Consider the following 25,700-nt stretch of genomic DNA (forward strand, 5'->3'; position numbering starts at 1 on the left):
CCTTGCCCCTCCACGCTCTGACCGGACTCCCGGCCACAACCAGAGAGGGGCGCCCGAATGTATGAATTGATCATGCTCGCTGTTGGCCTTTTGCTCACGGTCGGCACCGGGCTTTTTGTTGCTTCCGAGTTTTCGCTGGTCAATCTGGACCGCAATGACCTCGAAGCCCGCCAGGCCGCCGGCGAGAAGCGCCTCGGCCCCACCATCAACGCCCTCAAGATCACCTCGACGCACCTCTCCAGCGCCCAGCTGGGCATTACGCTCACCACGCTGCTGACGGGTTACACCTTTGAACCGGCGATCAGCTCACTGCTGCGCCAACCCATGCTCGCCCTCGGTGTTCCCGAGGCCTTCGTCGGCGGCGCCGGCGCCGTCATCGGTATTTTCCTGGCCACCGTGTTCTCGATGATCATCGGTGAACTGGTGCCGAAGAACTTCGCCCTGGCCCTGCCGCTGGCGACCGCCAAGCTGGTCATTCCGTTCCAGACCCTGTTCACGACGGTGTTCAAGCCCGTCATCCTGCTGTTCAACAACACGGCAAATGCGATCATCCGTTCCTTCGGCATCGAGCCGAAGGAGGAGCTTTCCGGCGCGCGCAGCGCCGAGGAACTCAGTTCGCTGGTCCGCCGCTCCGCGCTGGAAGGCGTGCTGGACCTTGACCACGCGCAGCTGCTCAGCCGCACCCTGCGCTTCTCCGACCACACCGCCGACGACGTCATGACGCCTCGCGTCCGGATGCGCTCCGTTGCGGCCGCTGACACTGCCGAGCAGGTCATCGAACTGGCCGTGAACACCGGATACTCCCGTTTCCCGGTAATCGGCCGGGACTCCGATGACGTGCTGGGCGTGCTCCACGTCAAGCAGGCCTTCGCCGTTGCCCTCGCCGAACGCGGCAACGTGACCGCTGCAGAACTCATGGTCGAAGCCCTCCGCGTCCCCGAATCCATGGGCGTTGACTCTCTCCTGGGCCTGCTGCGCCAGCAGGGCCTGCAGGTGGCCGTCGTCTCCGACGAGCACGGCGGCACCGCCGGCATCGTGACCCTGGAGGACCTGGTGGAGGAAATCGTCGGCGAATTGGAAGACGAGCACGACCGCGCCCGGGTGGGTGTGGTCCGCAGCGGCCGTTCGCTCACCTTTGACGCCTCGCTGCGCCCCGACGAACTGCGCGAACGCACCGGCGTTGTGGTTCCCGACGGCGAAGAGTACGACACCCTGGCCGGATTCGTCACCGACCTGCTGGACCGCATTCCGGAACTGGGCGATGAAGTGCCCGTCAATAACGGTGTCCTGCGCGTGGAACGCGTCGTCGGCACGCATGTCGAACGGCTGCGCTACACCCCCGCGGTGGATGCGCCGCAGAGCGACCACGATCGAATTATTGACGAGCTCACGAAGGACCTGGCATGAGTGAATATCTTCCCGGAATCGTCTGGCTCGTCGTCCTGCTGGTCGTCAACGCCTTCTTCGTGGGTGCCGAGTTTGCAGTGATTTCGGCCCGCCGCTCCCAGATTGAACCCAAGGCCGAAGCCGGTTCCAAGGCCGCCAAGACCACCCTCTGGGCCATGGAGCACGCCACGCTGATGCTGGCCACCAGCCAGCTGGGCATCACCGTCTGCTCACTGGTCATCCTGAACGTCTCCGAGCCGGCGATCCACCATCTGCTGGAAATTCCGCTGGGCCTGACGTCGCTCTCCGCCGAGGCCATCGGCGTCGTCGCCTTTGTTGTTGCGCTGCTGCTGGTGACCTTCCTGCACGTGGTGATCGGCGAGATGGTGCCCAAGAACATCTCCTTCTCCGTTCCCACCCGTGCCGCCCTGCTGCTGGCTCCTCCGCTGGTGATGGTGGCCCGGATCTTCAAGCCGGTGATCTGGTCGCTGAACGGCATTGCCAATGCCGTGCTGCGCCTGTTCAAGGTGGAGCCCAAGGACGAAGCCACCAGTGCCTACACAATGGATGAGGTCGCCAACATCGTGGAGCAGTCCACCCGCGAGGGCGTGCTGGCCGATGCCAGCGGAACCCTGAGTGCGGCGTTCGAGTTCACGTCCAAGACCGTGGCCGATGTCGAGGTGCCGATCGAGCGGATGGTGCTGCTGCCGGAATCGGCCACGCCTGCGGACATCCAGGAAGCGGTGGGCCGCCACGGCTACTCCCGCTACATCCTCACTGACGACGACGCCGTGCCCAGCGGCTACCTGCACCTCAAGGACGTCATGGACCTGACCGCGCCGGAGAAGTTCGGCGCTCCCGTTCCGGCCAAGCGCATCCGCCGCCTGGCCTCGGCCTTCCGCGGCAGTGAGCTCGAGGACGCCCTGGCCACCATGCGCCGCACCGGCGCCCATGTGGCACGAGTGTTCGACGCCGCCGGCAACACCACCGGGGTGCTGTTCCTGGAGGACATCATCGAGGAACTCGTCGGCGAAGTGCAGGACGCCACCACCGTGTAGTCGTTTCGGCGGGCGGTTTCAGCTGCTCCGTGTCCTTCACTGCCGACGCCGGCCGCCCACTGGGCGGGCCGGCGTCGGCCGTTAACGCGTGTCGGCTGGTTTGGGGCCGGGTGTCGGCGGTTCGGGACCCCGAGTCTCCGGTTCGGGCGTCCCGCGCCGCACCGGTTCCCACTCTTTGTTCACGTCTGTGGCTAGTGGGGTCACGGCAGGCCACATCCGCCACACAGGATGGGAACCTGTGCGCGTGTAGGCGCGGTTGGCGGCTGCCCGGCAGGTAGGTTGAAGGCACGCAGTCGGGAAGCCGCAGGAAATCTGTGGCCGGGGGAGGAACCATGGAAAACCAGATGCATCAGGCGGCCGACTACGACACCAAGGCACCCACGCCCTTTGGATTGGGCCTGCACCACGTCCAGCTGTCCATGCCGGCCGGTACGGAGGACGACTGCCGGCGCTTCTACGTGGGTCTCCTCGGCTTCACCGAGGTGCAGAAGCCGCCGGTGCTTGCGGCGCGCGGCGGCCTCTGGGTGCGGGCGGACAGCCTTGAGATTCACCTCGGCGTCGAAGAGGATTTCCGGCCGGCGAAAAAGTCCCATCCGGGGATCCTGGTCGGTGATCTGGATGCCCTGGCCCGGCACGTCGAAGAACAGGGGCTGGAACCCGAATGGGACGATGCCTTCCCCGGCATGCGCCGGTTCTACCTGCGGGACAACAACGGCAACCGGCTCGAGTTCCTTTCGCCCGCCGGCTGACCACCCGCCGGGCTGACCATCCACTTTCCGGCGAGGACCGCGGCGTACCGCGCTACCCGTTGCGCCAGGACGGCGGCATCGTCAGGTCCGGGGGCAGCAGCGTTGAGGCGCTGCCTTTCGCGGAATTGAGCTGGGGCTGGGTCACGTACAGGGCTTGGGACAGGTCAGCGCCGTCAAGCCGGGCATCCCGGAGATCGGCGCCGAGCAGGTCCACACCGGATAAGTCACTGCCGCGCAGATCGGCGGCTATGAGCCAGGCGCCGCGGAGGTCCGCCCCGCACAACCGCCGGGATCTGAAATTGCTGCCCATCAGGTCTGCTCCCGGTGCCAGCTCGGACGCCAGATGGTCATCACCGGCAGCGCAGTAGGAGGCCCGCACTTCCTCGCTGACCTCCATCAGCAGTGTCCCGACCCGGGAGTGCAGCTCCTGTATGTCCCGGGAGAGCAGCTCCGGAAGCCGGCCGGCTGTGTGTTCGATCGTGGCACGCAGGCGTGCCGCTCGCAGTGACGCGTCGGGATCGAAGGTCCGGGCCTGGGCTTCGACCAGATACCAGAGCATTTCGTGCAGCTGCCGCGAGGCCTTGAACGCGGCGAACATGTCATCCTTGGTGCCGGGATTCTCGAGCCAGCTCTTTCCGCTGAACAGTCCGTGCGAGACGTTCTGGCCGGCGCCAAAACAGTCGAAAACCGTGCAGCCGCGAAACCCCCGGGGCAGCAGGCTGTCGTGGATCGTGCAGGTGAAGTCGGAAGCCAGGTTGCGGCACGGTGCGCCTGCGGGTTTGTCGAGGGCAAAATCCGCTGACCGGGTGAAACCGAAGGCCGTGCAGCACAGCGCAAAACAGTTGGCGCAGTCGGGGCGCAGCGATGACCGGGTGCGGGCAGGCGAGGCAGGTTCGGGGAAACGGGCTGACGTCGAGTGCATGTGATCTTCCAGGTGTGAGTTTTCTTTCGGGCGGGAGCGGGGGCGGGGAACCCCAACCGGAGTTCCCCTCGCAGGCGCACAAAATCAGCGCTCCACCGAGGAGCGTGCCGGAATCGCCGTTAAAGCGCTGAGTCACAGAGAAAAATGAATGATCACTGCCGACAGGCTAGCCGACCGGTGCCGCGCGCGGGAGACCTTTGCGGCAGGAGAACCGTTTTCGGTCCCGCGGCGCCGGTCCCTAGACTGGAGAGGTTCCCCCACCGCCTGCCAGAACCGCGGAGTCAGCATGTCCCTATGAAAACACCATCCGCCGCGGCCGAAACCGGCCAACAGCGAAGGCATGCTGATCGCCAACGACCTGAAGAAGGAGCGCGGGTGGACGGAAACGCAGATCAAGACCTTCCTGCCCGAACCGGACCAGACGGCGCGCAATCCGTTCTCCCGCAAGGCCGCTCCGATGAAGCTGTACGCGCTGGAACGGGTGGAGGCCATCGAAGCCACCCCCGAGTACCGGAAGGCGCGGGAAGCATCCCGCACCCGCCAGCTGGCCGCCCGGGGAAGGGCCCTGGCCAAAAAGAAGGAAGCGGTCGCCGCTGCGGAGGCCCTCGAGCTGCGCATCGAGCCGGAGCCGTGGCAGGACATGCAGGACAAGGCGATCGAACACTTCAACAGCAGGCTCCGGCGCAGCCAGTCTCCGGCAAGCCGAAAAACGTCCACCGCCCGGCTGGACCGGCTGACGGTGAACTACCTGCGGCACAAGCAGACCTCCTACGAGGAGGAACTGAAGGAATTCAAGGGTGTGGTGGGAGTGGGTGAAGCCTACCTGGTGGTGCGCAACCGGATCCTCGACCTCATCGCCGACACCTATCCGCAGCTGCGCGCGGAGTGTGAGCGGCAGAAGTTCGACGCTCCGGAACTGCCCGACGGCGTCACGCTCCAGGCTGTGCCCGCCGCAGCCGGCTAAATCCGGCCGCAGCCCACCCGCTTCGCCGCCAGTGCTTGCACAGTGCTGCCGCCGGCTAATACCGTCTCGACAGCGGTGATAATTCACAGGCGGGAGACATCTCATGCTGACGGAAGTCGCTGAAGGCGTTCTGGTTTCCGAAAGCGAGTTCATCTCGAGCAACTCCGTTGCCGTGCAGGGCCGCGACGGAGTGTTGCTCATCGACCCCGGCATCACGGGCGACGAAATGTCGGCCCTCGCCAACGACCTTCGGACGTTGGGCCAGCCCGTTGTGGCGGGCTTCTCGACGCATCCTGACTGGGACCATGTGCTCTGGCACGCGAACTTCGGGGACGTGCCCCGTTACGGTACCGCCCGGTGCGCGGCTTCCATCCACAACCTGCTCTCCAACGAGGATTGGCAGGACCGCGTCGCCGAGGGGCTTCCGCCGGAGTACGCCGGGGACATTCCGATGGAGCTGCTCGGTCTCATTACCGGTCTGCCCCCCGGTGCTGCGCAGCTTCCCTGGGACGGGCCCGACATCCGGATCATCGAGCATCAGGCGCATGCCCCGGGTCATGCGGCGCTGCTGATCGAGGAGCGCGGTGTGCTCGTCGCCGGCGACATGCTCTCTGACATCCTGATGCCGTTCCTGGATTTGGAGGCAGCGGATCCGATGGAGGACTACCTTGCCGCCTTGCGGCTGTTCGAGAGCCTGCCCGACGGCGTTATCGTCATTCCGGGTCACGGCTCCGTCGGGGGCGCCGGGCAGCTGCGGGCACGAATCGACCAGGACCGCGCCTACGTGCAGGATCTGCGGGACACCGGTGCCACCGATGACCCGAGGGTCGGTCCATCGGCTCCGTTGGACTGGCTGCCCGAGGTGCACAGATGGCAAGTCTCCCGGCTCACCCAAGAAGAACCGAACGATTCGCCCGGCTAAGACCCGTCCACCCACCGCCACCCGTCCATCCACGACGCCGGAGGCGGCCGCCGCCCGGACGCGCACATCACGCCCTCGGCGTAAGCATGCTTACCATTTAGGTGCTTCCAGACGATTTCGCTAGGCTTAAAGGGATGAGTATCCCTGAGCTGTCCCCGGAAACCGCCCGCAACGAGAGCACCGATCGAAGCACCAACGGCATGGTCCGCGTGCGCGGAGCGCAGGAGAACAACCTGCGCAACGTCGACGTCGACATCCCGCGCGACGCGATCGTTGCCTTCACCGGTGTCTCCGGCTCGGGGAAGTCCTCGCTGGCCTTCGGCACCATCTACGCGGAGGCCCAGCGCCGCTACTTCGAGTCGGTGGCGCCCTACGCGCGGCGCCTGCTCGCCCAGGGACACACGCCCAAGGTGGAGGAAATCACCGGGCTGCCTCCCGCCGTCGCACTCCAGCAGCGCCGCGGCACCCCCAGCTCCCGCTCGACCGTGGGGACGCTGACGACGCTCTCGAACTCCATGCGCATGCTGTTCTCCCGCGGCGGCACCTACCCGGCGGATGCCGAGCCGGGCAGCCTGGATTCGGACGCCTTCTCGCCCAACACCGCCGCCGGCGCCTGCCGGGAATGCTCCGGCCTGGGCATCGCGCACACGGTCACCGAGGATTCCCTGGTGCCGGATCCAAGCCTGTCCATCCGCGACGGCGCCATCGCCGCCTGGCCCGGCGCCTGGCAGGGCAAGAACCTGCGTGACATCCTCATCCAGCTCGGTTACGACGTGGACGTCCCGTGGAAGAAGATGCCCAAGAAGGACCGCGACTGGATCCTGTTCACCGAGGAACAGCCCGTGGTGATGATCACCCCGCAGCGTGACCGCGTGGCCAAACCGTACAAGGGCAAGTTCTGGAGCGCGAAGTCCTACGTGCTGCACACCCTGGCCGATTCCGGCAGCGAGCAGATGCGCAAGCGCGTGCTCGAGTACATGGTCTCCGGCCCCTGCCCGGTCTGCGGCGGTGCCGGACTGCGCCCCGAGGCGCTCGCCGTGACCTTCGCCGGCCGGAACATTGCCGAACTCAACGGCGCCACCCTGGGTGAACTGGCCGAGATCATCCGGCCGACGGCGGAGCTCAAGTCCGCGGGCACCGCCTCCCGGGCCGCGGCCTCCAACGAAGACACCGAAGTGGCCGTCACCGTCACCCGCGACCTGCTGTCCCGGCTGCAGGTGCTCATCGACCTGGGGCTGGGCTACCTGAGCCTGTCCCGGTCCACGCCCACGCTCTCACCGGGAGAGATGCAGCGGCTGCGGATCGCCACCCAGCTGCGCTCCGGCCTGTTCGGCGTCATCTACGTGCTGGACGAGCCCTCAGCGGGCCTGCATCCGGCCGACGCCGAACCGCTGCTGGCCGTGCTGCAGGAGCTGAAGGACGCCGGAAACTCGGTGTTCGTCGTCGAGCACAACATGGACGTGGTCCGCAGCGCGGAATGGATCGTTGACGTCGGTCCGCAGGCCGGCGACGGCGGCGGCACCGTGCTCTACAGCGGACCTGTCGCCGGGCTGGCGGAGGTCGCCGAGAGCGCCACCCGCCCGTTCCTGTTCGGCGAAGCGAAGGACATCACCCCCACCCGGCGGACGCCCGAGCGGTGGCTGAACCTCAAGGGCATCACCCGGCACAACCTGAAGGAGCTCGACGCCGAGATTCCGCTGGGCGTGCTCACCGCCGTCACCGGCGTCTCCGGCTCCGGCAAGTCCACGCTGGTGAGCCAGGTGCTGGCCGAAACCGTCGGGGAGCACGTCAACGGCGCCGCGCCCGCCGTCGAGGAGCCGGACACGGAGGCAGCGGACGACGTCGACCCCGGCGCCTCGGTGCGCGACATCGCCGGCCTGGAACACCTGGACCGTCTGGTTAAGGTGGACCAGCGTCCCATCGGCCGCACGCCGCGCTCGAACCTGGCCACCTACACCGGCCTGTTCGACGCCGTGCGCAAGCTCTACGCCGGCACCGACGAGTCCCGGGCCCGCGGCTACACCGCCGGCCGCTTCTCCTTCAACATGGCCGGCGGCCGCTGCGAAACCTGCCAGGGCGAGGGCTTCCTCGCCGTCGAGCTGCTCTTCCTGCCCGGCACCTACGGGCCCTGCCCGCAGTGCCACGGCGCCCGCTACAACGAGGAAACCCTCGAGGTCACCTACCGCGGCAAGACCATCGCCGATGTCCTCGCCATGCGCGTGGAAACCGCCGCGGAGTTCCTCGCCGATGTGCCGGGACCGGCGCGCAGCCTGCGCACCCTGCTCGACGTCGGCCTCGGCTACCTGCGCCTGGGCCAGCCCGCCACCGAACTCTCCGGCGGCGAGGCGCAGCGGATCAAGCTGGCCACCGAACTGCAGCGCGCCCGGCGCGGCCACACCCTGTACCTGCTCGACGAACCCACCACCGGGCTGCATCCCCAGGACGTGCGCCTGCTGCTGGCTCAGCTGAACCGGCTCGTGGACGCCGGCAACACAGTGGTGGTGGTCGAGCACTCGATGAACGTGGTGGCCGCGGCGGACTGGGTGATCGACATGGGCCCGTCCGGCGGCGACGCCGGTGGCCGGATCATCTGCGCCGGCACGCCCGCCGAGGTGGCGGACTGTTCAGCCAGCCGCACGTCGTCGTATTTGGCGGCGGCGCTGGGGAAATAGCGGGTAAATAGCTGGGCAAATAGCGGAGCCGGACCGGTAGGTTGGTTCCTGGCGCCGCGTGCCGGCGTCCACGAAGCCGCCGCACCGGAAAGAGCCCGCCATGACTGCTGACGACCTGACCACCGACCTGTCCGTTGATGACCGTCCCGAACCGCCGGACACCGGCACCGAACGGGAAATCCTCTGCGGGTTCCTCGATTACCTGCGTGCCTCCGCGGTGTTCAAGGCGCGGGGGCTGAGCGACACCGACGCCGCCCGCCGTCTGCTGCCCTCGCTGACCACGGTCTCGGGGCTGCTGCGGCACCTGGCCGACGTCGAGCGAACCTGGTTCCGCGGACAGATTGACGGCCAAGCCGGCGTTTCCACGCGGTGGTCCGACGAAGAGCCGGACGGCGAATTCCTGGTCAGTCCCGAGGACAGCTTGGCTGACATCATGAAGGACTACGAAGAGGCGTGCGCCGAATCCCGCGAGGTGCTGTCGCGCTACAACCTGGATGATCCCTGCAGCGCCGGTTCTTCCGGGCACAACGTGCGCTGGGTAGTGACCCACATGATTGAGGAAACCGGACGGCACTGCGGGCACCTGGACATCGTGCGGGAACTGCTGGACGGAACGACGGGGGAGTAGTCGGGGCAGTAGCGGCGGCCACCTGCGGATCTGCCGGGCCGTTGCCGTCAGCTGCGGGGCAGCGCGGATCCGCCGCCAGGCTCCCCGCCGGCAAGTTCGTCGCCGGCAGTGTCCGGTGCGCCGTCCGGCGACCTGCCCGGCGTACTGTCCGCTCCGGCGTCGTTTCCCGCACGGCGCGCCGCTGCCTCCCATGCGCGGAAGTGGCGCAGGGCGGACAGGGCCAGCAGGCCGCCAGCGGCAAAGAACGCTGCGGCGACGCCGAAGGGGATGCGCAGGCCGAGACTTGCCGCCAGGAGGCCACCCAGTGCAGCACCCAGGGCCAGGCCGGTCAAGCCCACCAGCCGGCCGACGGAGCCGACACGGCCCATCATGCGCGCCGGTATGACTCTCTGTCGGATTGTCGTGGCTGTGATGTTCCAAACCACGGCGTGGCCCATGTACACCGCCAGGGCAACAGCGACCACCCACACATTGGTGGTGCCGGCAATGACGGCAAGCGCCGTCATCCCGGTGATCAGCGCCGCCGTTATCGTCCAACCGTACCCAATGGCGCGGCGGAGCCGGCCGGCTGCCAGGCTGCCGAGCAGCCCGCCCAGTGCGGAGCCGGAAAGCAGCAGCCCGTAGCCGGTCGCATCGAGATGCAGCACGTCCCGCGCGTAGATCACCAGATACGAAAACGGGATCATGTAGCCAACACTGGCCAGCCCGCCGATAACGACCAGCGTCCGCACCATCGGATGGTGCATCGCCCAGGCCGCGCCCTCCCGGATCTGCCCGCCCACCCCTGCTGCCTGCTGATCCGCCGGACCGCTGCCGTCGGGAGTGCCGGCACCGCTTCCGCACCCGGACGCGGGCGAGTAATTCCGCCGCAGCCCCCAATAGGCAAGTCCCGCCGCAAGGAAGGCACCGACGGTCAGCAGGGACGGAGCGAAAGCTGCCGCGCCGAACAGGAAGCCGCCGAGCGGAGGACCGATGAACTCGTCAACGATCGTCTGGGTTCCGGCGATCCGGGCGTTGGCGCGGTCCAAATCTTCAGGTGGCACGGCCTGGGGAAGGACTGCAACTGCTGCGCTGTCGGAGATGGTCTCCACGACGCCCATGAAGGCGTACACCGCGTACAGGGCCGCCATGGGTGTTGCGTCGGCGAGAACCAAGGCCGTCAGAGCGGCGAAGATGACCGCTCGGGAAAAGTTGGCCAGATAGAGCAGCCGGCGCCGGTCAAAGCGGTGCACCAGGACACCGATGCCCAGGACCGACAACAGCCGTGGTGCGGTATAGAAAATCGACAGCGCGGCAATCACCAGCGGGTCCTTGGTGATCTCCACGGCCAGCAGCGGAAGCGCGACGAAAGTTACCCCGTCAGCCAGGTTTGAGGAGGCGTTGCCGATCCAGATCCGGCGATACTCCGACCCAAGGTTCATCCGCGCTCCCGCACACTGGCCGCCAAGGTCCTGCCGAGGCCCGGACTAGGAGGCTTGAGTGAGTTTCTCGTCTTCAATGATTTCGTGCGCCTCGATGACCATCGGGTTGAGGACCCGGTGCAGGGAAGGACTTGGTGCGGAAAGGCGGGTTCCGGGTCGTTTCCGTGGCGGCGCTGCCCCATAACGCTCAGATGCCGTCGACTTCTTCCAGCCAAACCTTGAACCGGGAGTAGATTTCCGGAATATCCCGCTCAGCAGCGTTCGCCGAGGAGCCCGTGAGGCCTGACAACCGGACGCTGAACTCGGATTCGGATTCGCTGGTGGGGGTGATCAGATACTCCAGCTCGCCTGCGGGTTCCTCTGCCACCCGTTGATCCCACCGGGCATCGAAGCTCATCACCAACCGGTACGGTGCCTCGGCATCCTGCACGGTTCCCACGATCACGTTCTCTCCGTCGGCTGACAGGGCGTAGTCGCCGTCGGGCTCTATCATTCCCCGCAGGGTTGAGTTCCACATCCAGCTCCGCGGCAGATTGGTGGCGGTCAGCGCCCGCCACACATCGTCGGGCGGACAGGTCAGGGCGGCGGAATAGATGATGTCGGTGGAGGCAGAGCTGGGCATGATGGAAACCTTTCCGTACAGCGCGGCGATAATATGCGCGGGCCGGAGGGATGGACATGAGACCGGACCGGAGGCCGAGAATAATCTAGCTGGCTGCAGTGCACCAGTGCATATTGCGTGGATCGTTACCGGGGCCCGGAAATACCCGACATCGTCACCCGTCGAAGCGGACAAATGCGCGCAGCGGCAGGCCGGCGTCGTCGTCCGCCGGGAGGTCTCCGCCCGCTTGCCGGTAACCCAGCGACTCGTAGAAAGCCTTCTGGCCCGGCTCGGTGTCCGTCAGCAGCACCTTCTGCCGCACGTGGGCAAACGGGGCGAGGATGAGTTCGACCAGGTTCCGGCCCAGCCCCGTGCGCTGATGGCGCGGATCCACCAGGACATCCTGCAGGTAACAGATCGTGTGTCCGTCGGAGATCACGCGGGCAAGGCCCACTAGCTCCCCGCGGTCCCAGGCCACGGCGATCCGCGTGGATCCGGCAAGTGCGGCGGCCAGCGTGTCCGGGGTTTCGGTGTACACGCTCCAGCCCACGGTGTCGTAGAGCCGGACGACGTCGGCAACGGGCAGATCGGTTCCGGCGGCATACGCGAGGGTGGGCATGGCGACAGCCTACCTGCCGGCGCGGGGCACCGAACCGCGGCCGCATCTTCACCGGCTACGGGGATATTCTCCGGCGGATTCCCGGCCACGACCCCGCCGAGGGAGCACATATGGTGACTCCGCGGCGATTACGCCCGCTGAGAGCGCATATGCGGCGGGTTTGAGACGGGGAAAGCCACCATATCTGCGACTTCGATGCAGTAACCGCATGCCAAGTCACCGGAGCTGCACACTCAGCAAAGGCTGCCCGCCAAGTCGGCTAGCGGGTGGTTGCGGCGTCCTTGTCCTTTTCCTTCTCCACCAGCGGATCCGGATCCAGGAACGCCACGGTGAGCACGGCGGCGGTCTGCTCGATCTGCCATTCCCGCGCGCCGAGGTCCCGTAGTGCGGCACTGATGCTGTCCAGGTTGATGTCGGCCGGCGGCCGCCAGGCAACTCGGCGCAGGTGATCCGGTGTCAGCAGGTTCTCGATCGGCAGGTTCAGCTTCTCGGCGACGGCGGCCACCCGCGGTTTTGCCGTCTGCAGCCGGGCGGCGGCTGCCGGGTCATTCTTGGCCCACACGCGCGGGGCCGGCGGTGCATGCGTGGGGATGTGCAGCGGCGGCAGCTCACTGTTGGACAGCGAGCGTGCCGCGGAGACACAGCGCATCCAGCGCGGAGCTTCCTTCTGGGCGGCACGGCCGTGGAAGCCCGGGGTGGAGAGCAGCTGGGGCACGGTGGTGGGCATGGCGCGGGCGGCAGCCACGATGGCCGAGTCCGGAATCAGCCGCCCCGGTGCCGTGTCGCGGTTTTCCGCCAGGTGTTCGCGTTCGGTCCACAGCTCACGGACGACGGCGAGCTGGCGGCGGTCGCGCAGCTGGTGCATGCCGTTGGTGCGGCGCCAGGGGTCAACCCGAGGGGGCGACGGCGGTGCCGTGCGGATGGCTTCGAACTCCTGCTCGGCGAAGGCGAGCTTGCCGGCGTCGTCGAGCACCTTGATCAGTTCGATCCGCAGTTCGGCCAGAACCTCAACGTCCAGTGCTGCGTAGCGCAGCCAGGGTTCGGGCAGCGGGCGGGTGGACCAGTCGGCCGCCGAGTGTTCCTTGGCCAGCGTGAAACCGAGGAGGTTCTCGATGACGGCGGCCAGGCCGACGCGGGGGAGTCCGGCCAACCGGGCGGCCAGTTCCGTGTCAAAGAGTTTGTCCGGCCACATGCCCAGTTCGGACAGGCAGGGGAGGTCCTGGCTGGCCGCGTGCAGGATCCATTCCACGCCCTGCAGCGCGTCGTTGATGATGTCCAGATTGTCGAACGGTTCCGGGTCGATCAGCCAGGTTCCGGAACCCTCACGGCGGATCTGGACCAGGAAGGCCCGCTGTCCGTAGCGGAAGCCGGAGGCGCGTTCGGCGTCGACGCCGGCCGGACCCGTGCCGGCAGCGAGAGCCTTGGCCGCGCGTTCCAGGCCCCGTTGGGTGTCGATGATCAGCGGCACCCCGTCTTTCGGTGCCTCCAGCAACGGGAGCTGCGGGGGCTCGGCGTTCGGGTCAGCGGATGTGGTCTGCGTGGCGGTGCCGGGTATTTGCGCGGTCATAAGAACTTCAGTCTATCGAGTCTGCCGGTGCTGCAGTGACACAGGCGGACGCGAGGCTGCGGAGGTGCCCGGGGTTGGGCGCACGGCTCAGTAGCGGCCGGCATTCGTCCCCGCTATGCGAGGATGTGGCAATCCGTGCGGCCTCCGCCGGCGCGCGGCTCCCGTCGCTCCGGGTTCGTCCGATGATCGAATGCTTGCCGAGCATCCCTCCGCTTTGTGGCAATCCCTCCGCGGCGCAGCGGAGGGATTGCCACAAAGCGGAGGGAATCTCACCAGGCCCGCCGGATGGCCCACGGCGAGCAGCCTCAAGGCTGCGGTCTCGTCGGGACGGCTGCCGGACAAGGCCTCCGCCGCTCAAGGGGTTCCGGAACTGACCCGGATCGAGGGTGCCTAATGTGGGGCGCTCAGTTACTGTGTGCAGCAGCATTCAGCTCCATGGGGGTCTGGCTCGTCTTCGAAATAACGGAGCATCCCTGGCCCGTGTCAGCTGCGGCGCACCCGCGGCAGGGGAGTGACGCCGTCGGGCAGGGGCGGCAGCCCGGCGAAGGTGCAGACCATGTCCGACCAGGCTTCCAGATGGGCCTGGACGTCTGCGGAGTCCGGAGTCCAGGAGGCGCGCAGTTCAATGTCAATGGCGCCGCCGCGGTCGGCGAGGGTGCCGTAGCTTTCGGAGAGGATCCGGGTGGCCGTGCCGCCGGCCGAGGTGTATCCGGCGTTGTGTTCCTGTAGGGCTTCCACCAGCCAGGTCCAGGCCACGGAACCCACCAGTTCGTCATTGCCCATGTCCGGTTCCAGTTCGGCGCGGATATAGGTGACGATCCGGAAGGTTCCGTTCCACACGGCTGAGCCCTCGGGGTCGTGCAGGAGGATGAAGCGGCCGGTGGCCAGTTCGGTTTGTTCCGGGATGACGAGTCCGGACGGTCCGTGGCCGAGCCCTTCGTCGCGGGCCAGCGGTCCGGAGGCCAGGACTTCTGCGCCTAGTGACACCGCGAAGGGTGCCAGCCGGGTGGGGGCCGGAATTTCGTTCAGGTGCAGCTCAGGTCGGCACCGTGCCCTGCGCAGCGAACCAAGGGCATTCAGGAAATCCGGGGGTACTTGTGATAAGTCACCAATTGCACTCACCCTCGCAGACTACGGGGCCGGCTCCGGGCGGACGTTGAGGCTCGCCGACGTGTCCCATTCGTTACCTGTCCAGCGTAGGAGAGGTTGGATGCGGTGGGAAGAACCGGTGCGGAATGTTCTACAGGGACTGCTGGCTGGCCCGGTGGCAGGCGAGGGTCGGACTCATTGGCCGACGGGGCAGTAATCATCTCAAGCACAGGAACACAAGTACTTTTGGGACGTGCCCTTCATGCTGCCGTCCTAGCATCCACCAGTCGGGCTATGCAGATGGAATAACGTGAGAGAATTTTTTCACTAAGTAGCACTATTTGCATCATGCACAATATGGGGGTTCCATAAATGAACTACAACAAGTCCGTACCATCCCTTGCCCTGGTAGTGGCACTCGGTCTCAGTCTCTCAGCGTGTGGGGGATCGCCTTCGGCCGCTGTTCCCTCACCCAATGTTGAGTCTCTGGCACCGTCTACCCCTACTCCCTCGGCTTCACCCGAGGGGAAGAAGTCGTCGCGCGGCAATATTGTGAAGGCATTTGCTGAGCCTGCAGTAATCACGGATCTCAGCTCGGACAAGCCAATCGTTACTTTCACAGTCAATTCGATAACGGCAGATGTTCCTTGTACTGGTCCGTATCCCTCAGCGGTTGAAAACGGAAACATCGTTGTCTTGGATGTGACGATAGAAACCTCGCCGGAGTTGGCTAGCGATGAAGCTGGCTATGACGTATTTGACATGAACCCAAGCATGTTCAAGTTCGTAGGTGCCAATGGCACTACGTTCAACGGTGACCTTGGTACTCAGGGGGCCTATTCGTGTCTGCCTGATGAACAGCAGGTTGGCGCCAATGGCGGCGGGGTGGGGCCCGGTGAGAAGGTAACTGGGAAAATCGCACTGGACTTGCCCGAAAAGACGGGTACTTTGGTTTTCAAGAGTTACCTAGTCTCTGGCAGTGGCGGCTGGGAATGGGCATTCTGATCACAAGTAACTTCGGTCGGCCTGGTCATAACAGCGCGTAGCGCCGAACGAGAGACAAGCTGATCGTTCCAATCTTCTCCGTGGACGTCTGTCCACCGGAGAACCGCACGACTGCTCTGGGGCATTCCCGTTCCGGCGATGCATATGAGCTCGGCGATGCAGGCACTAATCATCAGAATGACGAGTACATTCCACAGCGCAAAAGACCCATATCGTCCTGCTTCGATTAGCTGGTAAGGGGACACACTTTCCGCCACGAACCACGCGGTGGTCCAGGGGCCCGAAAACGGACACCCGGGACCACCGTGGAACCTGGCGCCTAGCTGATCGGCAGGGCATCCGGATCCTGTGGACCCTGTGGAGCCTGAGGGCCCGCGGCCACCTCGCGCGCAATGGCCTCGGCAAACGCATCGACATCGGCCTCAGACGTGTCGAACGTGCACATCCAGCGCACCTCGCCGGTGGCCTGGTCCCAGTCGTAGAACCGGATCGCGGACCGCAGCCGGTCGGCAACACCGGCGGGCAGCTTGGCGAACACGGCATTGGACTCGGTCGCCTGGGTCAGCTCGACGCCGTCGATCTTCTCCACCGCGGCACGCAGCCGCTGCGCCATGGCGTTGGCGTGCGAGGCCGAGCGCAGCCACAGGTCGCCCTCGTACAGGGTGATGAACTGGGCGGAAATAAACCGCATCTTCGAGGCCAGCTGCATGTTCATCTTGCGCAGGAAGTCCAGGCCGGGGGAGGCCGCCGGGTTCAGCGAGACAATGCATTCGCCGTACATCATGCCGTTCTTGGTGCCGCCCAGGGAGAGGATGTCGACGCCGGCCTCGGACGTCATCGCGCCAAGGGTCACGCCCAGCGCCGCGGCGGCATTGCCCAGCCGGGCGCCGTCCATGTGCAGCGTCATCCCGTGCTTGTGGCAGTGCTCGGCAATGGCGGTGATTTCCTCCACCGTGTAGAGGGTGCCCAGCTCGGTGGACTGCGTGATGGACACGGCCAGCGGCTGCGCACGGTGCTCGTCGCCCCAGCCCCATGCCTCCTGGTCGATCAGCTTGGGCGTCAGTTTGCCGTCCGGGGTGGGGATCTGCAGCAGCTTCATGCCGCCGATCCGCTCCGGCGCACCGTTTTCGTCCACATTGATGTGCGCGGTGGAGGCGCAGATGACCGCACCCCAGCGCGGCAGCAGCGACTGCAGCGCGGTCACATTGGCGCCGGTGCCGTTGAACACCGGGAAGGCGCGCATCTGCGACCCGAAGTGCGCGGTCAGGACCTCGCGCAGCTTGGCGGTGTACACGTCCTCGCCGTAGGCCACCTGGTGGCCCTGGTTGGCGGCGGTCAGGGCGTCCAGGATTTCGGGATGCACGCCGGAATAGTTGTCCGAGGCAAACGCGCGGATGGATATGTCATGCAGGGGGGAAATGTTGGTCACAGTGTCCAGTATCTCTTACGGTTCGATCGGTTTTCGCCGGCCCGGCCGGAGGGGGCTCAGGCGGCGGGTGGGTGCGCCCAAGGGCACGCGCAGGGCGCGCGGCTCAGGCGTTGGGCATCAAGGAAATGCGCTGTCCGTTCAGCTGCGCGGCGTCCTGGCTGAACAGCCCGACGACGGCGTCCGCCAGCACCTGCACGTCGGTGTAGGTGCTGAAATTCCGGTCCGGTTCGGCGGCGCGCATGGAATCGTCCACCAGCGCCTTGACCACGAGGACGACGGCGGCCGAGCGCTGGGGCTGCGGGTCCGCCTTGGCGCCGGACTGCGCGCGGCGGAAGCCCTGCGCGATGGCCTGCACCCAGGCCTCCGCCCCGGCCTTGGCTGCGGCATAGCCTGCACCGCCGGCGGTGGGGGAGTCCACCGCGGTGGAGGAGACGATGGCCAGCCGGCCGTCGTCGGACGCTGCGAGCTGGTCATAAAAGCTGCGGCTGGCGTTGCGCAGGGTGCGCAGAATGTTGGTTTCCAGGAAATCCCAGTCGTCGTCATTCTGACCGGTGATGCCGCCGCCGCCGCGCCAGCCCCCCACCAGATGGATCAGCCCGTCGATTCCGCCGTAGGTCTCCCGCATGTCCTGCGAGAGCGCATCGACGTCGCCGGGGTTTGAGAGGTCGCAGGTGCGCAGATCGGCGTCGAGCAGGTTCGCGAGAGTGGTTTCCAGCCGGGCCGCGTCGCGTCCCACCGCCACGACCTTCGCCCCGGCCGCCTCCAGCGCCCTGCAGACGGCGGCGCCGGACGCGGAGCCGGCCCCGGCCACCAGGACGGTGCGTCCGCGGACGGACAGGGGTGCTTCCGAGGACCGCGCGGCCGGCTCAGTGCTCATCTACTTCGAACTCCCTGTGATTCCCGACGTGGACTCGATGACCGGGCCCATCTTCTTGGACAGTGCCTCATAGAACATGGACAGCGGAAATTCGTCGTCCAGCACCTGGTCCGTCAGCCCGCGCGGCGGTCCGTCCAGCGGCAGCGCCTCCGGCCCCTTGGCCCAGACGGACGCCGGGTTCGGGGTCAGCGTGGCGGCCACCAGCTCATAGGCGGCAAACCAGTGGGCAGTCTTCGGCCGGTCAATGGAACGCCAGTACAGGTCCTCGATGTTGGCACCCAGGCGAACGACGACGTCGGCCGCGTCTTCCCAGTCGATGCTCAGCTTGCCGTCGGTCCAGTGCAGGACGTGGTTCTGATGCATCCAGGCGAACAGGAGCTGTCCGCCGAGGCCGTCGTAGTTGCGCACCCGGCTGCCGGTAATGGCGAACCGGAAGATCCGGTCAAAGATCACCGCGTACTGCACCAGCGTGGCATGTTTGCGGGCTTCGGGGGAAGCATCCTCGTCTTTTTCGATCTTCACGGCTTCCCGGAAGGCGGTGAGGTCGCAGCGCAGTTCCTCCAGGGAGTAGAGGAAGTACGGCATGCGCTGCTTGATCATGAACGGATCGAAGGGAAGGTCTCCGCGCATGTGGGTGCGGTCGTGGATCAGGTCCCACATGACAAAGGTGTCCTGGGTCAGCTTCTGGTCGTCCAGCAGTGCCGCGGCGTCCTCGGGCAGCTGCAGCGAGGTGATCTCGGCGGCGGCGCGCAGGACCCGGCGGAAACGGGCGGCCTCGCGGTCGGCGAAGATGGCGCCCCAGGTGAAGGTGGGTGTTTCGCGGACGGCAACCGATTCGGGGAAGAGCACCGCCGAGTTGGTGTCATAGCCGGGGGTGAAGTCCAGGAACCGGATCGGCACGAAGAGCTTGTTGGAGTACTCGCCGGCTTCCAGCTCGCCGATGAATTCCGGCCAGACAACTTCGATCAGCACGGCTTCCACATAGCGGTTCGTGGAGCCGTTCTGCGTGTACATGGGGAAGAGCACCAGGTGCCGCAGCCCGTCTGTGCGGTCCAGCTGCGGGGAAAACGCCAGCAGGGAGTCCAGGAAATCGGGTTCGCCCAGGCCGTCGGCTGCCCAGCGGTCAAAGTCCCGGACCACGAGGCGGAGGTATTCGGCGTCGTGCTCGAAGGAGGGGGCCAGGGCATCGACGGCGGCGGTCAGGGTGCCGATCAGCTCCTCAGCGGCGCTGCGGTTTTCCGCGTCGACTGAACCGTTCTGGTTCTGCAGCGCCTGCAGGTCGGTGGCGGCCTGTTTCAGTGCCTGCCAGGCTTCAGAATCCACAGGGTTGGTGCCCGCGGCAACCGGCGCAAAGCCGGTGCGGGACATCGAGGGGAGCGTGTGGGGAGACATGACTGCGACCTTCCAGGGAGGCCGCTCCGCGAAGGTCAGGGAGCGGCTGTGTTGTGATGCGATCGAGCCTACTAACGAAAAACTAACGCTTACTGTGAATCACACAAGTCATTAGCAAGTCTTATGCTCAATGAACCGGTCGCGGTGCCGACCGTAACGCCTGCTAGGTCCGCCCAGCAGATCGCTGACCTGCACAAACGGATCGGCGCCTGGATTCTGGGCGACTACCCCTGACGGTCTGCGTTTTGAACGACAACCAGTTCAGCGGCACGGCTCGCGCGGACTGCAGCAGCGATCACCGTGCCCAGAACGCCCAGCGATGCGCCGATGGTGATCCACGCACCCATTGCGTCGGAGGCATCCATGACCAGAAGCAGGATGCCGCATGCGGCGAAGATTCCCGCCGCCGTATGAGTGGGCCACCTGGCGGCCCGGTGCCCGGCAAGCCAAGCTTCGGGTGAATGCGTCACGTACCCCACCCGGATTCCCACAAAGGAGTTCATGCCGAGCTTGCCCCGGGCTGTCGCTTCGGCCGCCCACGAAACTGCCATCCCCGACGCTATTAGTAAGACACCCATAATCCCCATGCGTCTCAGCGTAGCGGTGCCCGTGGCCGCTGGCTTAGAACCAGAGGGTGCGCAGATGTGTCACGGCGAAGCCATGACGCTCAAGATTGCCGCTGCTGGCTGATCCCACAGTGGCAGTGGCGACGGTGAGGTCGCTGGTCTCCGACGCATCGGCCAAACGGCGGTGGATGAGCGCGGACTGGCAGCCGCGGCGTCGAAAGGCCGGCAGCGTGGCGGCGCCGACGAACAGGCTGAGGTTGCCGTGACTGAACAATGCGGCGGCAGCTGCGGGTTCGCCGTCGACGGTGGCAAGGTAGCGCCGCAGCCCCGGGGTGCTGTGCTCGATTCCGAAGACCCGGCGGGCCTCGGCGCTGGCCGATTCCATCGAATATCCACGGCTGAGGACGTCGAGGTAATTTTGGTCGTCCCGGTCGACCTCGGCGACCCGTACTCCTGGCGGCAGGCCGGGCGCCGTCCTGCACGGGCGGGCATGCAGGGTGACGGCGACGGCGGCGGGTGCCAGCCCGTTTCCGCTGAGGCAGGCCTGCAGCTCAGCACAATCATCCCCGGCCCACACTTCCAGGCGGGGGCGCTGGCCGGTCTCCGCGTAGAAGGCGGTGATGTCATCAAGCCGGCACCGATCATCAAGGCTCAGGCCGCGTGCTTTGTTGTACGGCGCGGCGTCCGGCAGGACCGGAAGCCGAGTGGCGGACACCTGCCCGAACCGGCGGAACGCGGCATCCGGAAACTCCCGTGCGGCGGTGCGAAAGTCGAGTTCGGCTTTGATGCTGAGAATAGATTCGGCCGCCGTTGCCAGTGGATTCGACACTCGATGGACCTTGGGTCCGGGTCAGTCCGGACGGACGGCGGTTAGGCAGAACGGGTGCCCCGCGGGGTCGAGCATGACGCGCCATCGTTCGGGCGCCGGCTGGTGTCCGGCAGGTTTCGCGCCGAGGGCGATTGCGGCATCAGCTGCTAAGTCCAGTTCCTCCACAGCAATATCCAGGTGAAGCTGCTGCTGCTGAGGGCCCTCCGGCCACGCTGGTGCAACGTACTGATTGACGCGCATCAGAGTGAGCATCGGACCGGCGCCTGCCAAGGCGACGACGCCGCGGTCCGGGGTTGCGAAGGCCTCTTTGAGTCCCAGAAGGCCGGAGTAGAAAACCGCCAGGAGGTCGGTGTCCGGGCAATCGAGGGAAATGGACGCGAGTTGTCCAACGGGCTTAGTCATGGTGCCAAATCTACAGCCGTACTGGAATTTCCCTGGCTGCGGGGTGGACAGGGAGCCTAGTACCCGCGGCTGTTGGGGGACTCGGTGCCAATCACGGTCAGCGACACCTCGGGGTGGTTTTTCTGCACCCGCTTGAGCGCCCAGATGTCGTTGAACAGTGCCAAATACGCGCCGTCGGTGCGCTGCAGGACCTCGGCGCCGTGCACGTTGGCCAGGATCTCAGCCGCGTCCGGCGTCGTCAGCCGGGCCAGCGAGTAGGAGAGCTGCTCATAGCGCATGGGGGCGTTGAAGTCCTGCGTCATGCGGTCCTCAACCACCTCGAACTGCATGGGGCCGACGGCGGCGAGCACCGGCGCCTGGTCTCCGCGCCGGTCCGAGCGCAGCACCTGGATGATGCCCTCGTGCTCGAGCTGGTCGATGCCGCGGCGGAACTGCTTGTAACGGCTGGGATCCTTGGACCGGGCGACGCGGAAGTGCTCCGGGCTGAAGAACGGAATCGGCGGAAACTCCACCGGCTGCTCCACGAAGAGGCTGTCGCCCACGCGCAGGGCCGAGGCGTTTACCAGTCCGACGACGTCGCCGGGCCAGGCCTGGTCGATGACCTCGCGTTCGCGGCCAAACAGGTGCTGGGCGTATTTGGTGGCAAAGGTCTTGCCGGTGTTCGAGTGGGTAACGACCATGCCGCGCTCGAAGATGCCGGAGCAGACGCGGATGAAGGCCACGTGGTCGCGGTGCGCCTTGTTCATGCCGGCCTGGACCTTGAACACGAATCCGGAGAACGGTGCGTCCACGGGACGCAGCTCGCCGTCCTTGTCTTCGCGCGGTCCGGCCGCCGGGGCCAGATCCACCAGGGCGTCCAGGATCTGCTTCACGCCGAAGTTCAGGGCTGCGGAGGAGAACAGGATCGGGGTGGCCTTGGCGTTGAGGAACGCGTCGCGGTCAAACTCGCGGCCGTCGATGACCAGCTCGGCCTCGCCGAGGGAGTCTTCCCAGACTTCACCTTCGGCGGCGAGGGCCTCCTCGGGCGTGAAATGGTCTTCCTTGGCCAGCGAGGCGCCGGAGTTCTGCCGTTCGAAGCGGACGTACTCGTCCTTCTTCAGGTCCCAGACGCCGCGGAAGTCTCCGGCGATGCCCACGGCCCAGGTCAGCGGCATGGGGGTCAGACCGGTGCGTTCGGTGATCTCATCCATCAGGGCCAGCGGGTCCAGGCCCGGGCGGTCCCACTTGTTGATCACGGTGATGATGGGCAGGTTCCGGGCGCGGCAGACCTCGAAGAGCTTCATGGTCTGGGTTTCCAGGCCCTTGGCGGCGTCCACGAGCATCACGGCGCAGTCGACGGCGGCGAGAACCCGGTAGGTGTCCTCGGAGAAGTCGGCGTGGCCCGGAGTGTCCAGCAGGTTGATGACAGTGTCCCGGTAGGCGAACTGCAGGGCTGTGGAGCTGATCGAGATGCCGCGGTCCTTTTCCATCTGCATCCAGTCGGAGACCGTCTCGCGGCGGTTTTCCTTGCCGTTCGTGGCACCGGCCGTGCCGATGACGCGGGCATGCAGGGCCAGGGCTTCGGTGAGCGTGGACTTACCGGCGTCGGGGTGTGAAATCACCGCAAAGGTGCGGCGGCGGGAGGACTCGCGGGCAATTGCCGCAGTCGCCTTGCCGGCCGGACTGTTGGTGGCGCTGACGGTGGGGGAAACCTGTAAGGACACTCCGCTGCTTTCACATGTGGTGGGATGCGGCCGCCGGGCTGGGCACTCGCGGCTGTGCTGTCAGCAATGACAGCCTTTCCATTCTAGCCGGTCGGCGCATGCTCTTCGGACGGTGCAATCACGTTCCCGGGCCTCGCACAACCGGCGGCTGCGCCGGCACCTCTGCGGCTTTCAGTCAGGGAAGGCCTGCCCCGCCAGTTGTCCTGCATGAGGGTGACCCACGACGGCGAAATGCGTTGAGTTATTAGCGCTCCTGTGTGCGATTAGCTCAACAGGCGCTTTACCTCGGCGATGAAGGTCACATCATCCAGCACTCCGCGATCATGAAGCCCTGCTACCTGGCGCAACTCCGCTAAAGGGCCTCCGGCCGTCGCGGCAGGGACAGATGTCAGCGGCATCTGTCCCGCATAATTTACGTGCTGAGTCCGCTGCTCTTGAGAGAACCGCAGCCGCGCCTGCTCGGCAACACGGTTGATGGTTTCTACACCGTCCCGAAAGTTCGGAATATCAACGATTTGGACTGTCTCCCGCGTCCCATCCTGACGCACCACATGTACTAGCAGCGACCCCACGCCACGTGCCTTCTGAGTCAGCGACTGACGCAAATCAACATCGACAATTTCTCGGGTAGGCACCTGCTGGGCTTCGGTTTTCAAGCCACCAGCCTCGCAGTACAGGTAATCCTCCGTCAGCCGATATCGGCCCCCACCAAAGCCTGTCACGGGCTTCCCCGTAGCGGCCCACAAGTCTCCCGGCTTCATGGGCAAGGAATCACCAAAGTTCGTTGTCATGAGCTCAGCCTAGGACGGAAGGATCCACCACGGCAGACCCGCGGCCCGGAAACCGGATCCCTGACGCCGACTCCAGGCGTCCAGCGACGCATACCGGCGGTCTGGTGCCGGCGTCGTCGTCATCGTTTAGTGTGGTTTTCGACACAATCAGAGCAGGAGTTCCCAGCGGCACGGTGGCCCCGGGCGCCCTGCTACGCCTTCCATCGACGAAAGGCCTGTTCCCATGGCTGAAGCATTCATCATTGACGCAGTGCGCACGCCCGTCGGGCGGCGCAACGGCGGACTGAGCAAGATCCATCCGGCCGACATGGCCGCGCACGTGATTGCGGAGACGGTCCGGCGCACCGGGATCGATTCCGCGGAATTCGACGAGGTCATTCTCGGCGCCATCGACCAGGTGGGACCGCAGGCCATGGACATTGCCCGCACCGCCTGGCTGGCCGCCGGACTCTCCGAGCGCGTGCCCGGGACCACCGTGGAACGCCAGTGCGGATCCGGCCAGCAGGCCGTGTCCTATGCGGCGCAGGCCGTCATGAGCGGCACCAGCGACCTGGTCCTGGCCGGCGGGGTGCAGAGCATGTCCTCCATTCCGATCAGTTTTGCGAACTCCGCTGCCCGGGAACTGGGCTTTCCCGATCCCTTCACCGGATCCACCGGGTGGGCGGAACGCTACGGAGACCAGAAAGTCTCCCAGTTCATCGGCGCCGAAATGATGGTGGACAAGTGGGGGCTGACCCGCGGCGAAATGGAGGACTTCGCCGTCGAATCCCACGTCCGGGCGCTCGCCGCCCAGGCCGACGGCCGCTTTGACCGCGAAATTCTTCCGCTGAACGGCATTAGCGCCGACGAAGGCCCCCGGGAACCGAACCGCGCCAAGATCGAGTCCCTGGCGCCGCTCTCCGAAGGCGGACGGCTCACTGCTGCCACGTCCTCGCAGATTTCGGACGCTGCCGCCGTGCTGCTGCTCGCCTCCGAGGACGCGGTGCGCCGCTACGGGCTCAAGCCCCGGGCGCGGATCCATTCCATCTCCGCCCGCGGCGACGATCCGATCATGATGCTCAGCGCTCCCATCGAAGCGACACGTCACGCCCTGGGCCGCGCCGGCATGAGCCTGGACCAGATCGACCTGCTGGAAATCAACGAAGCCTTCGCCTCCGTGGTGCTGGCGTGGCAGCGGGAGCTCGATGTCGACATGGACAAGGTGAACGTCAACGGCGGCGGCATTTCGCTCGGGCATCCCATTGGCGCCACCGGCGCCAGGATCATGACCACGCTGCTGCACGAGCTCGAGCGCACGGGCGGCCGCTACGGCCTGCAGACCATGTGCGAGGGCGGCGGCCAGGCCAACGTGACCATCATCGAGCGGCTCGACGAGGGGTTCCGGCTGTAGCGGTCCGGGGATCTGGCGGCCGGCGGTCCGGCCGCCAGACCGTCTGGCGGTGCGTGTGGCGGCGTGTGTGTGGCGGCGGCCGCCCGCCGTGACGCGGCGCGGCCGGCCGCAACGCCCTGCGGACCTGTCCCGGTTGACAAGTGACGGCAGTCACTCAACACTGGTGTCTGCCGTTACTTGTTTTCCAATAAGCATCATTTGTTTCTCCAAGGTGTGCCGAAAGGCTGTCGCGCGTTGAGAACAGAGATCTTGAGAACAGAGATACAGAGAGACTCCCATGAACCCCCAGCACCAGGCCGCCCCGCTGGCCGAGCACGAGGTAACCGCCGCCGTGCAGAACCTCGTCGGCGCCTTCGCCCGCACGGACACCGACGCCTACTTCGCAGCCTTCGCGCCGGAGGCGTCCTTCGTCTTCCACACCGAAGACCGGCGCCTGGAATCCCGGGCCGAGTACGAGGCTCTCTGGAAGAGCTGGCTGGCGGGGGACTGGTCCGTGACCGGCTGCGAAAGCACCGACGCGCGCGTCCAGCTGTTCGGCAGCAGTGCGGTCTTCAGCCACACCGTGCGCACCACCACGAGCACCGGAGGCGTCGAGGAGGTCACCAACGAGCGGGAGACCATCGTCTTCGCCCGCATTGACGGCCGGATCCTGGCAGTTCATGAGCACCTTTCGTCCAGCCCGGCTGCCGCCGGCACCGCCTAGAGTCCGGGGAAACAC

General features: G+C 66.2%; 24 protein-coding genes. 10 read left to right on the forward strand and 14 right to left on the reverse strand.

The features are described 5' to 3' along the window. Positions 1-57 precede the first annotated feature (57 nt). The 3 genes from QNO08_RS06770 (at position 58) to QNO08_RS06780 (ending at position 3,193) form a co-directional block, all read left to right on the forward strand. The gene (locus tag QNO08_RS06770; RefSeq protein WP_229966893.1) at positions 58-1,407 is read left to right on the forward strand and encodes a hemolysin family protein; all 1,350 of its coding nucleotides are present in this window, start codon (positions 58-60) and stop codon (positions 1,405-1,407) included. Continuing rightward, a complete protein-coding gene (locus QNO08_RS06775) occupies positions 1,404-2,444 on the forward strand; it encodes a hemolysin family protein (protein WP_229966892.1) in 1,041 nt (346 codons plus the stop codon). The genes QNO08_RS06770 and QNO08_RS06775 overlap by 4 nt, the downstream gene beginning before the upstream one ends. Before the next feature lie 332 nt (positions 2,445-2,776). Next, positions 2,777-3,193 carry a VOC family protein gene (locus tag QNO08_RS06780; RefSeq protein ID WP_229966891.1) on the forward strand — a complete coding sequence of 139 codons (417 nt, stop codon included), beginning with the start codon at positions 2,777-2,779 and terminating at the stop codon, positions 3,191-3,193. A 52-nt stretch (positions 3,194-3,245) separates the two neighbouring features. On the opposite strand, the gene QNO08_RS06785 is transcribed toward QNO08_RS06780, so the two are convergent. Then, positions 3,246-4,115 (reverse strand): pentapeptide repeat-containing protein, encoded by an 870-nt coding sequence (locus tag QNO08_RS06785; RefSeq protein ID WP_229966890.1) that lies wholly within the window; start codon positions 4,113-4,115, stop codon positions 3,246-3,248. 340 nt (positions 4,116-4,455) lie between these two features. On the opposite strand from QNO08_RS06785, the gene QNO08_RS06790 reads away from it, so the two are divergent. From QNO08_RS06790 to QNO08_RS06805, 4 genes are all read left to right on the forward strand, one after another. Further along, entirely contained in the window at positions 4,456-5,079 is a 624-nt protein-coding gene (locus QNO08_RS06790; protein WP_229966889.1) for a hypothetical protein, read from the forward strand. Between the two features lie 103 nt (positions 5,080-5,182). Next, a complete protein-coding gene (locus QNO08_RS06795; protein WP_229966888.1) occupies positions 5,183-6,001 on the forward strand; it encodes an MBL fold metallo-hydrolase in 819 nt (272 codons plus the stop codon). 134 nt (positions 6,002-6,135) lie between these two features. After that, the gene (gene uvrA, locus QNO08_RS06800) at positions 6,136-8,673 is read left to right on the forward strand and encodes an excinuclease ABC subunit UvrA (RefSeq protein ID WP_229966887.1); all 2,538 of its coding nucleotides are present in this window, start codon (positions 6,136-6,138) and stop codon (positions 8,671-8,673) included. A gap of 100 nt (positions 8,674-8,773) precedes the next feature. After that, entirely contained in the window at positions 8,774-9,301 is a 528-nt protein-coding gene (locus tag QNO08_RS06805) for a DinB family protein (protein ID WP_229966886.1), read from the forward strand. A 47-nt stretch (positions 9,302-9,348) separates the two neighbouring features. Here QNO08_RS06805 and QNO08_RS06810 read toward each other — a convergent pair whose 3' ends face one another. The 5 genes from QNO08_RS06810 to QNO08_RS06830 all read right to left on the reverse strand — a co-directional run bounded on the left by QNO08_RS06810 (position 9,349) and on the right by QNO08_RS06830 (position 14,622). Continuing rightward, the gene (locus QNO08_RS06810; RefSeq protein WP_229966885.1) at positions 9,349-10,722 is read right to left on the reverse strand and encodes an MFS transporter; all 1,374 of its coding nucleotides are present in this window, start codon (positions 10,720-10,722) and stop codon (positions 9,349-9,351) included. 187 nt (positions 10,723-10,909) lie between these two features. Next, positions 10,910-11,344, reverse strand: coding sequence for an SRPBCC domain-containing protein (locus QNO08_RS06815; protein ID WP_229966884.1), 435 nt, complete (start codon positions 11,342-11,344; stop codon positions 10,910-10,912). Positions 11,345-11,498: 154 nt separating this feature from the next. Then, the gene (locus tag QNO08_RS06820; RefSeq protein ID WP_229966883.1) at positions 11,499-11,942 is read right to left on the reverse strand and encodes a GNAT family N-acetyltransferase; all 444 of its coding nucleotides are present in this window, start codon (positions 11,940-11,942) and stop codon (positions 11,499-11,501) included. Positions 11,943-12,201: 259 nt separating this feature from the next. Next, positions 12,202-13,509: an HRDC domain-containing protein gene (locus QNO08_RS06825; RefSeq protein ID WP_229966882.1), complete on the reverse strand. Its 1,308-nt coding sequence runs from the start codon at positions 13,507-13,509 to the stop codon at positions 12,202-12,204. Positions 13,510-13,992: 483 nt separating this feature from the next. Then, positions 13,993-14,622 (reverse strand): DUF3000 domain-containing protein, encoded by a 630-nt coding sequence (locus QNO08_RS06830; RefSeq protein ID WP_229967000.1) that lies wholly within the window; start codon positions 14,620-14,622, stop codon positions 13,993-13,995. A 348-nt stretch (positions 14,623-14,970) separates the two neighbouring features. On the opposite strand from QNO08_RS06830, the gene QNO08_RS06835 reads away from it, so the two are divergent. Beyond that, entirely contained in the window at positions 14,971-15,603 is a 633-nt protein-coding gene (locus QNO08_RS06835; protein ID WP_229966881.1) for a DUF4352 domain-containing protein, read from the forward strand. Between the two features lie 319 nt (positions 15,604-15,922). Here QNO08_RS06835 and QNO08_RS06840 read toward each other — a convergent pair whose 3' ends face one another. From QNO08_RS06840 to QNO08_RS06875, 8 genes are all read right to left on the reverse strand, one after another. Beyond that, positions 15,923-17,032 (reverse strand): threonine aldolase family protein, encoded by a 1,110-nt coding sequence (locus tag QNO08_RS06840; protein ID WP_229966880.1) that lies wholly within the window; start codon positions 17,030-17,032, stop codon positions 15,923-15,925. 103 nt (positions 17,033-17,135) lie between these two features. After that, the gene (locus tag QNO08_RS06845) at positions 17,136-17,909 is read right to left on the reverse strand and encodes an SDR family NAD(P)-dependent oxidoreductase (protein ID WP_229966879.1); all 774 of its coding nucleotides are present in this window, start codon (positions 17,907-17,909) and stop codon (positions 17,136-17,138) included. Further along, complete coding sequence (locus tag QNO08_RS06850; RefSeq protein ID WP_229966999.1) at positions 17,910-19,277, reverse strand: DUF6421 family protein; 1,368 nt, start codon at positions 19,275-19,277, stop codon at positions 17,910-17,912. A 248-nt stretch (positions 19,278-19,525) separates the two neighbouring features. Further along, positions 19,526-19,852: an SdpI family protein gene (locus QNO08_RS06855; protein ID WP_229966878.1), complete on the reverse strand. Its 327-nt coding sequence runs from the start codon at positions 19,850-19,852 to the stop codon at positions 19,526-19,528. A gap of 70 nt (positions 19,853-19,922) precedes the next feature. Then, positions 19,923-20,696: a GNAT family N-acetyltransferase gene (locus QNO08_RS06860; protein ID WP_229966877.1), complete on the reverse strand. Its 774-nt coding sequence runs from the start codon at positions 20,694-20,696 to the stop codon at positions 19,923-19,925. Between the two features lie 21 nt (positions 20,697-20,717). Next, positions 20,718-21,098, reverse strand: coding sequence for a VOC family protein (locus QNO08_RS06865; RefSeq protein ID WP_229966876.1), 381 nt, complete (start codon positions 21,096-21,098; stop codon positions 20,718-20,720). A 56-nt stretch (positions 21,099-21,154) separates the two neighbouring features. Further along, the gene (locus QNO08_RS06870) at positions 21,155-22,735 is read right to left on the reverse strand and encodes a peptide chain release factor 3 (RefSeq protein ID WP_229966998.1); all 1,581 of its coding nucleotides are present in this window, start codon (positions 22,733-22,735) and stop codon (positions 21,155-21,157) included. Between the two features lie 329 nt (positions 22,736-23,064). Beyond that, positions 23,065-23,592 carry a PH domain-containing protein gene (locus tag QNO08_RS06875; protein WP_229966875.1) on the reverse strand — a complete coding sequence of 176 codons (528 nt, stop codon included), beginning with the start codon at positions 23,590-23,592 and terminating at the stop codon, positions 23,065-23,067. Between the two features lie 223 nt (positions 23,593-23,815). Here QNO08_RS06875 and QNO08_RS06880 point away from each other — a divergent pair, with 223 nt between their 5' ends. Together QNO08_RS06880 and QNO08_RS06885 are read left to right on the forward strand one after the other, a co-directional pair. After that, positions 23,816-24,982 carry an acetyl-CoA C-acetyltransferase gene (locus QNO08_RS06880; RefSeq protein WP_229966874.1) on the forward strand — a complete coding sequence of 389 codons (1,167 nt, stop codon included), beginning with the start codon at positions 23,816-23,818 and terminating at the stop codon, positions 24,980-24,982. A 277-nt stretch (positions 24,983-25,259) separates the two neighbouring features. Further along, positions 25,260-25,685 carry a YybH family protein gene (locus QNO08_RS06885; RefSeq protein ID WP_229966873.1) on the forward strand — a complete coding sequence of 142 codons (426 nt, stop codon included), beginning with the start codon at positions 25,260-25,262 and terminating at the stop codon, positions 25,683-25,685. The last annotated feature ends 15 nt before the right edge of the window (positions 25,686-25,700 follow it).

The organism is Arthrobacter sp. zg-Y820, assembly GCF_030142155.1.
Taxonomy (GTDB): Bacteria; Actinomycetota; Actinomycetes; order Actinomycetales; family Micrococcaceae; genus Arthrobacter_B.

Bases quoted from the DNA above. Each gene is read 5' to 3' on its own strand.
- QNO08_RS06835 (WP_229966881.1), top strand. From the start codon at position 14,971: ATGAACTACAACAAGTCCGTACCATCCCTTGCCCTGGTAGTGGCACTC.
- QNO08_RS06795 (WP_229966888.1), top strand. From the start codon at position 5,183: ATGCTGACGGAAGTCGCTGAAGGCGTTCTGGTTTCCGAAAGCGAGTTC.
- QNO08_RS06780 (WP_229966891.1), top strand. From the start codon at position 2,777: ATGGAAAACCAGATGCATCAGGCGGCCGACTACGACACCAAGGCACCC.
- QNO08_RS06785 (WP_229966890.1), bottom strand. From the start codon at position 4,115: ATGCACTCGACGTCAGCCCGTTTCCCCGAACCTGCCTCGCCTGCCCGC.
- QNO08_RS06875 (WP_229966875.1), bottom strand. From the start codon at position 23,592: ATGACAACGAACTTTGGTGATTCCTTGCCCATGAAGCCGGGAGACTTG.
- QNO08_RS06815 (WP_229966884.1), bottom strand. From the start codon at position 11,344: ATGCCCAGCTCTGCCTCCACCGACATCATCTATTCCGCCGCCCTGACC.
- QNO08_RS06880 (WP_229966874.1), top strand. From the start codon at position 23,816: ATGGCTGAAGCATTCATCATTGACGCAGTGCGCACGCCCGTCGGGCGG.
- QNO08_RS06775 (WP_229966892.1), top strand. From the start codon at position 1,404: ATGAGTGAATATCTTCCCGGAATCGTCTGGCTCGTCGTCCTGCTGGTC.
- QNO08_RS06850 (WP_229966999.1), bottom strand. From the start codon at position 19,277: ATGTCCCGCACCGGCTTTGCGCCGGTTGCCGCGGGCACCAACCCTGTG.
- QNO08_RS06885 (WP_229966873.1), top strand. From the start codon at position 25,260: ATGAACCCCCAGCACCAGGCCGCCCCGCTGGCCGAGCACGAGGTAACC.
- QNO08_RS06805 (WP_229966886.1), top strand. From the start codon at position 8,774: ATGACTGCTGACGACCTGACCACCGACCTGTCCGTTGATGACCGTCCC.
- QNO08_RS06855 (WP_229966878.1), bottom strand. From the start codon at position 19,852: ATGGCAGTTTCGTGGGCGGCCGAAGCGACAGCCCGGGGCAAGCTCGGC.
- QNO08_RS06865 (WP_229966876.1), bottom strand. From the start codon at position 21,098: ATGACTAAGCCCGTTGGACAACTCGCGTCCATTTCCCTCGATTGCCCG.
- QNO08_RS06845 (WP_229966879.1), bottom strand. From the start codon at position 17,909: ATGAGCACTGAGCCGGCCGCGCGGTCCTCGGAAGCACCCCTGTCCGTC.
- QNO08_RS06820 (WP_229966883.1), bottom strand. From the start codon at position 11,942: ATGCCCACCCTCGCGTATGCCGCCGGAACCGATCTGCCCGTTGCCGAC.
- QNO08_RS06770 (WP_229966893.1), top strand. From the start codon at position 58: ATGTATGAATTGATCATGCTCGCTGTTGGCCTTTTGCTCACGGTCGGC.
- QNO08_RS06790 (WP_229966889.1), top strand. From the start codon at position 4,456: ATGCTGATCGCCAACGACCTGAAGAAGGAGCGCGGGTGGACGGAAACG.
- QNO08_RS06810 (WP_229966885.1), bottom strand. From the start codon at position 10,722: ATGAACCTTGGGTCGGAGTATCGCCGGATCTGGATCGGCAACGCCTCC.
- QNO08_RS06825 (WP_229966882.1), bottom strand. From the start codon at position 13,509: ATGACCGCGCAAATACCCGGCACCGCCACGCAGACCACATCCGCTGAC.
- uvrA (WP_229966887.1), top strand. From the start codon at position 6,136: ATGAGTATCCCTGAGCTGTCCCCGGAAACCGCCCGCAACGAGAGCACC.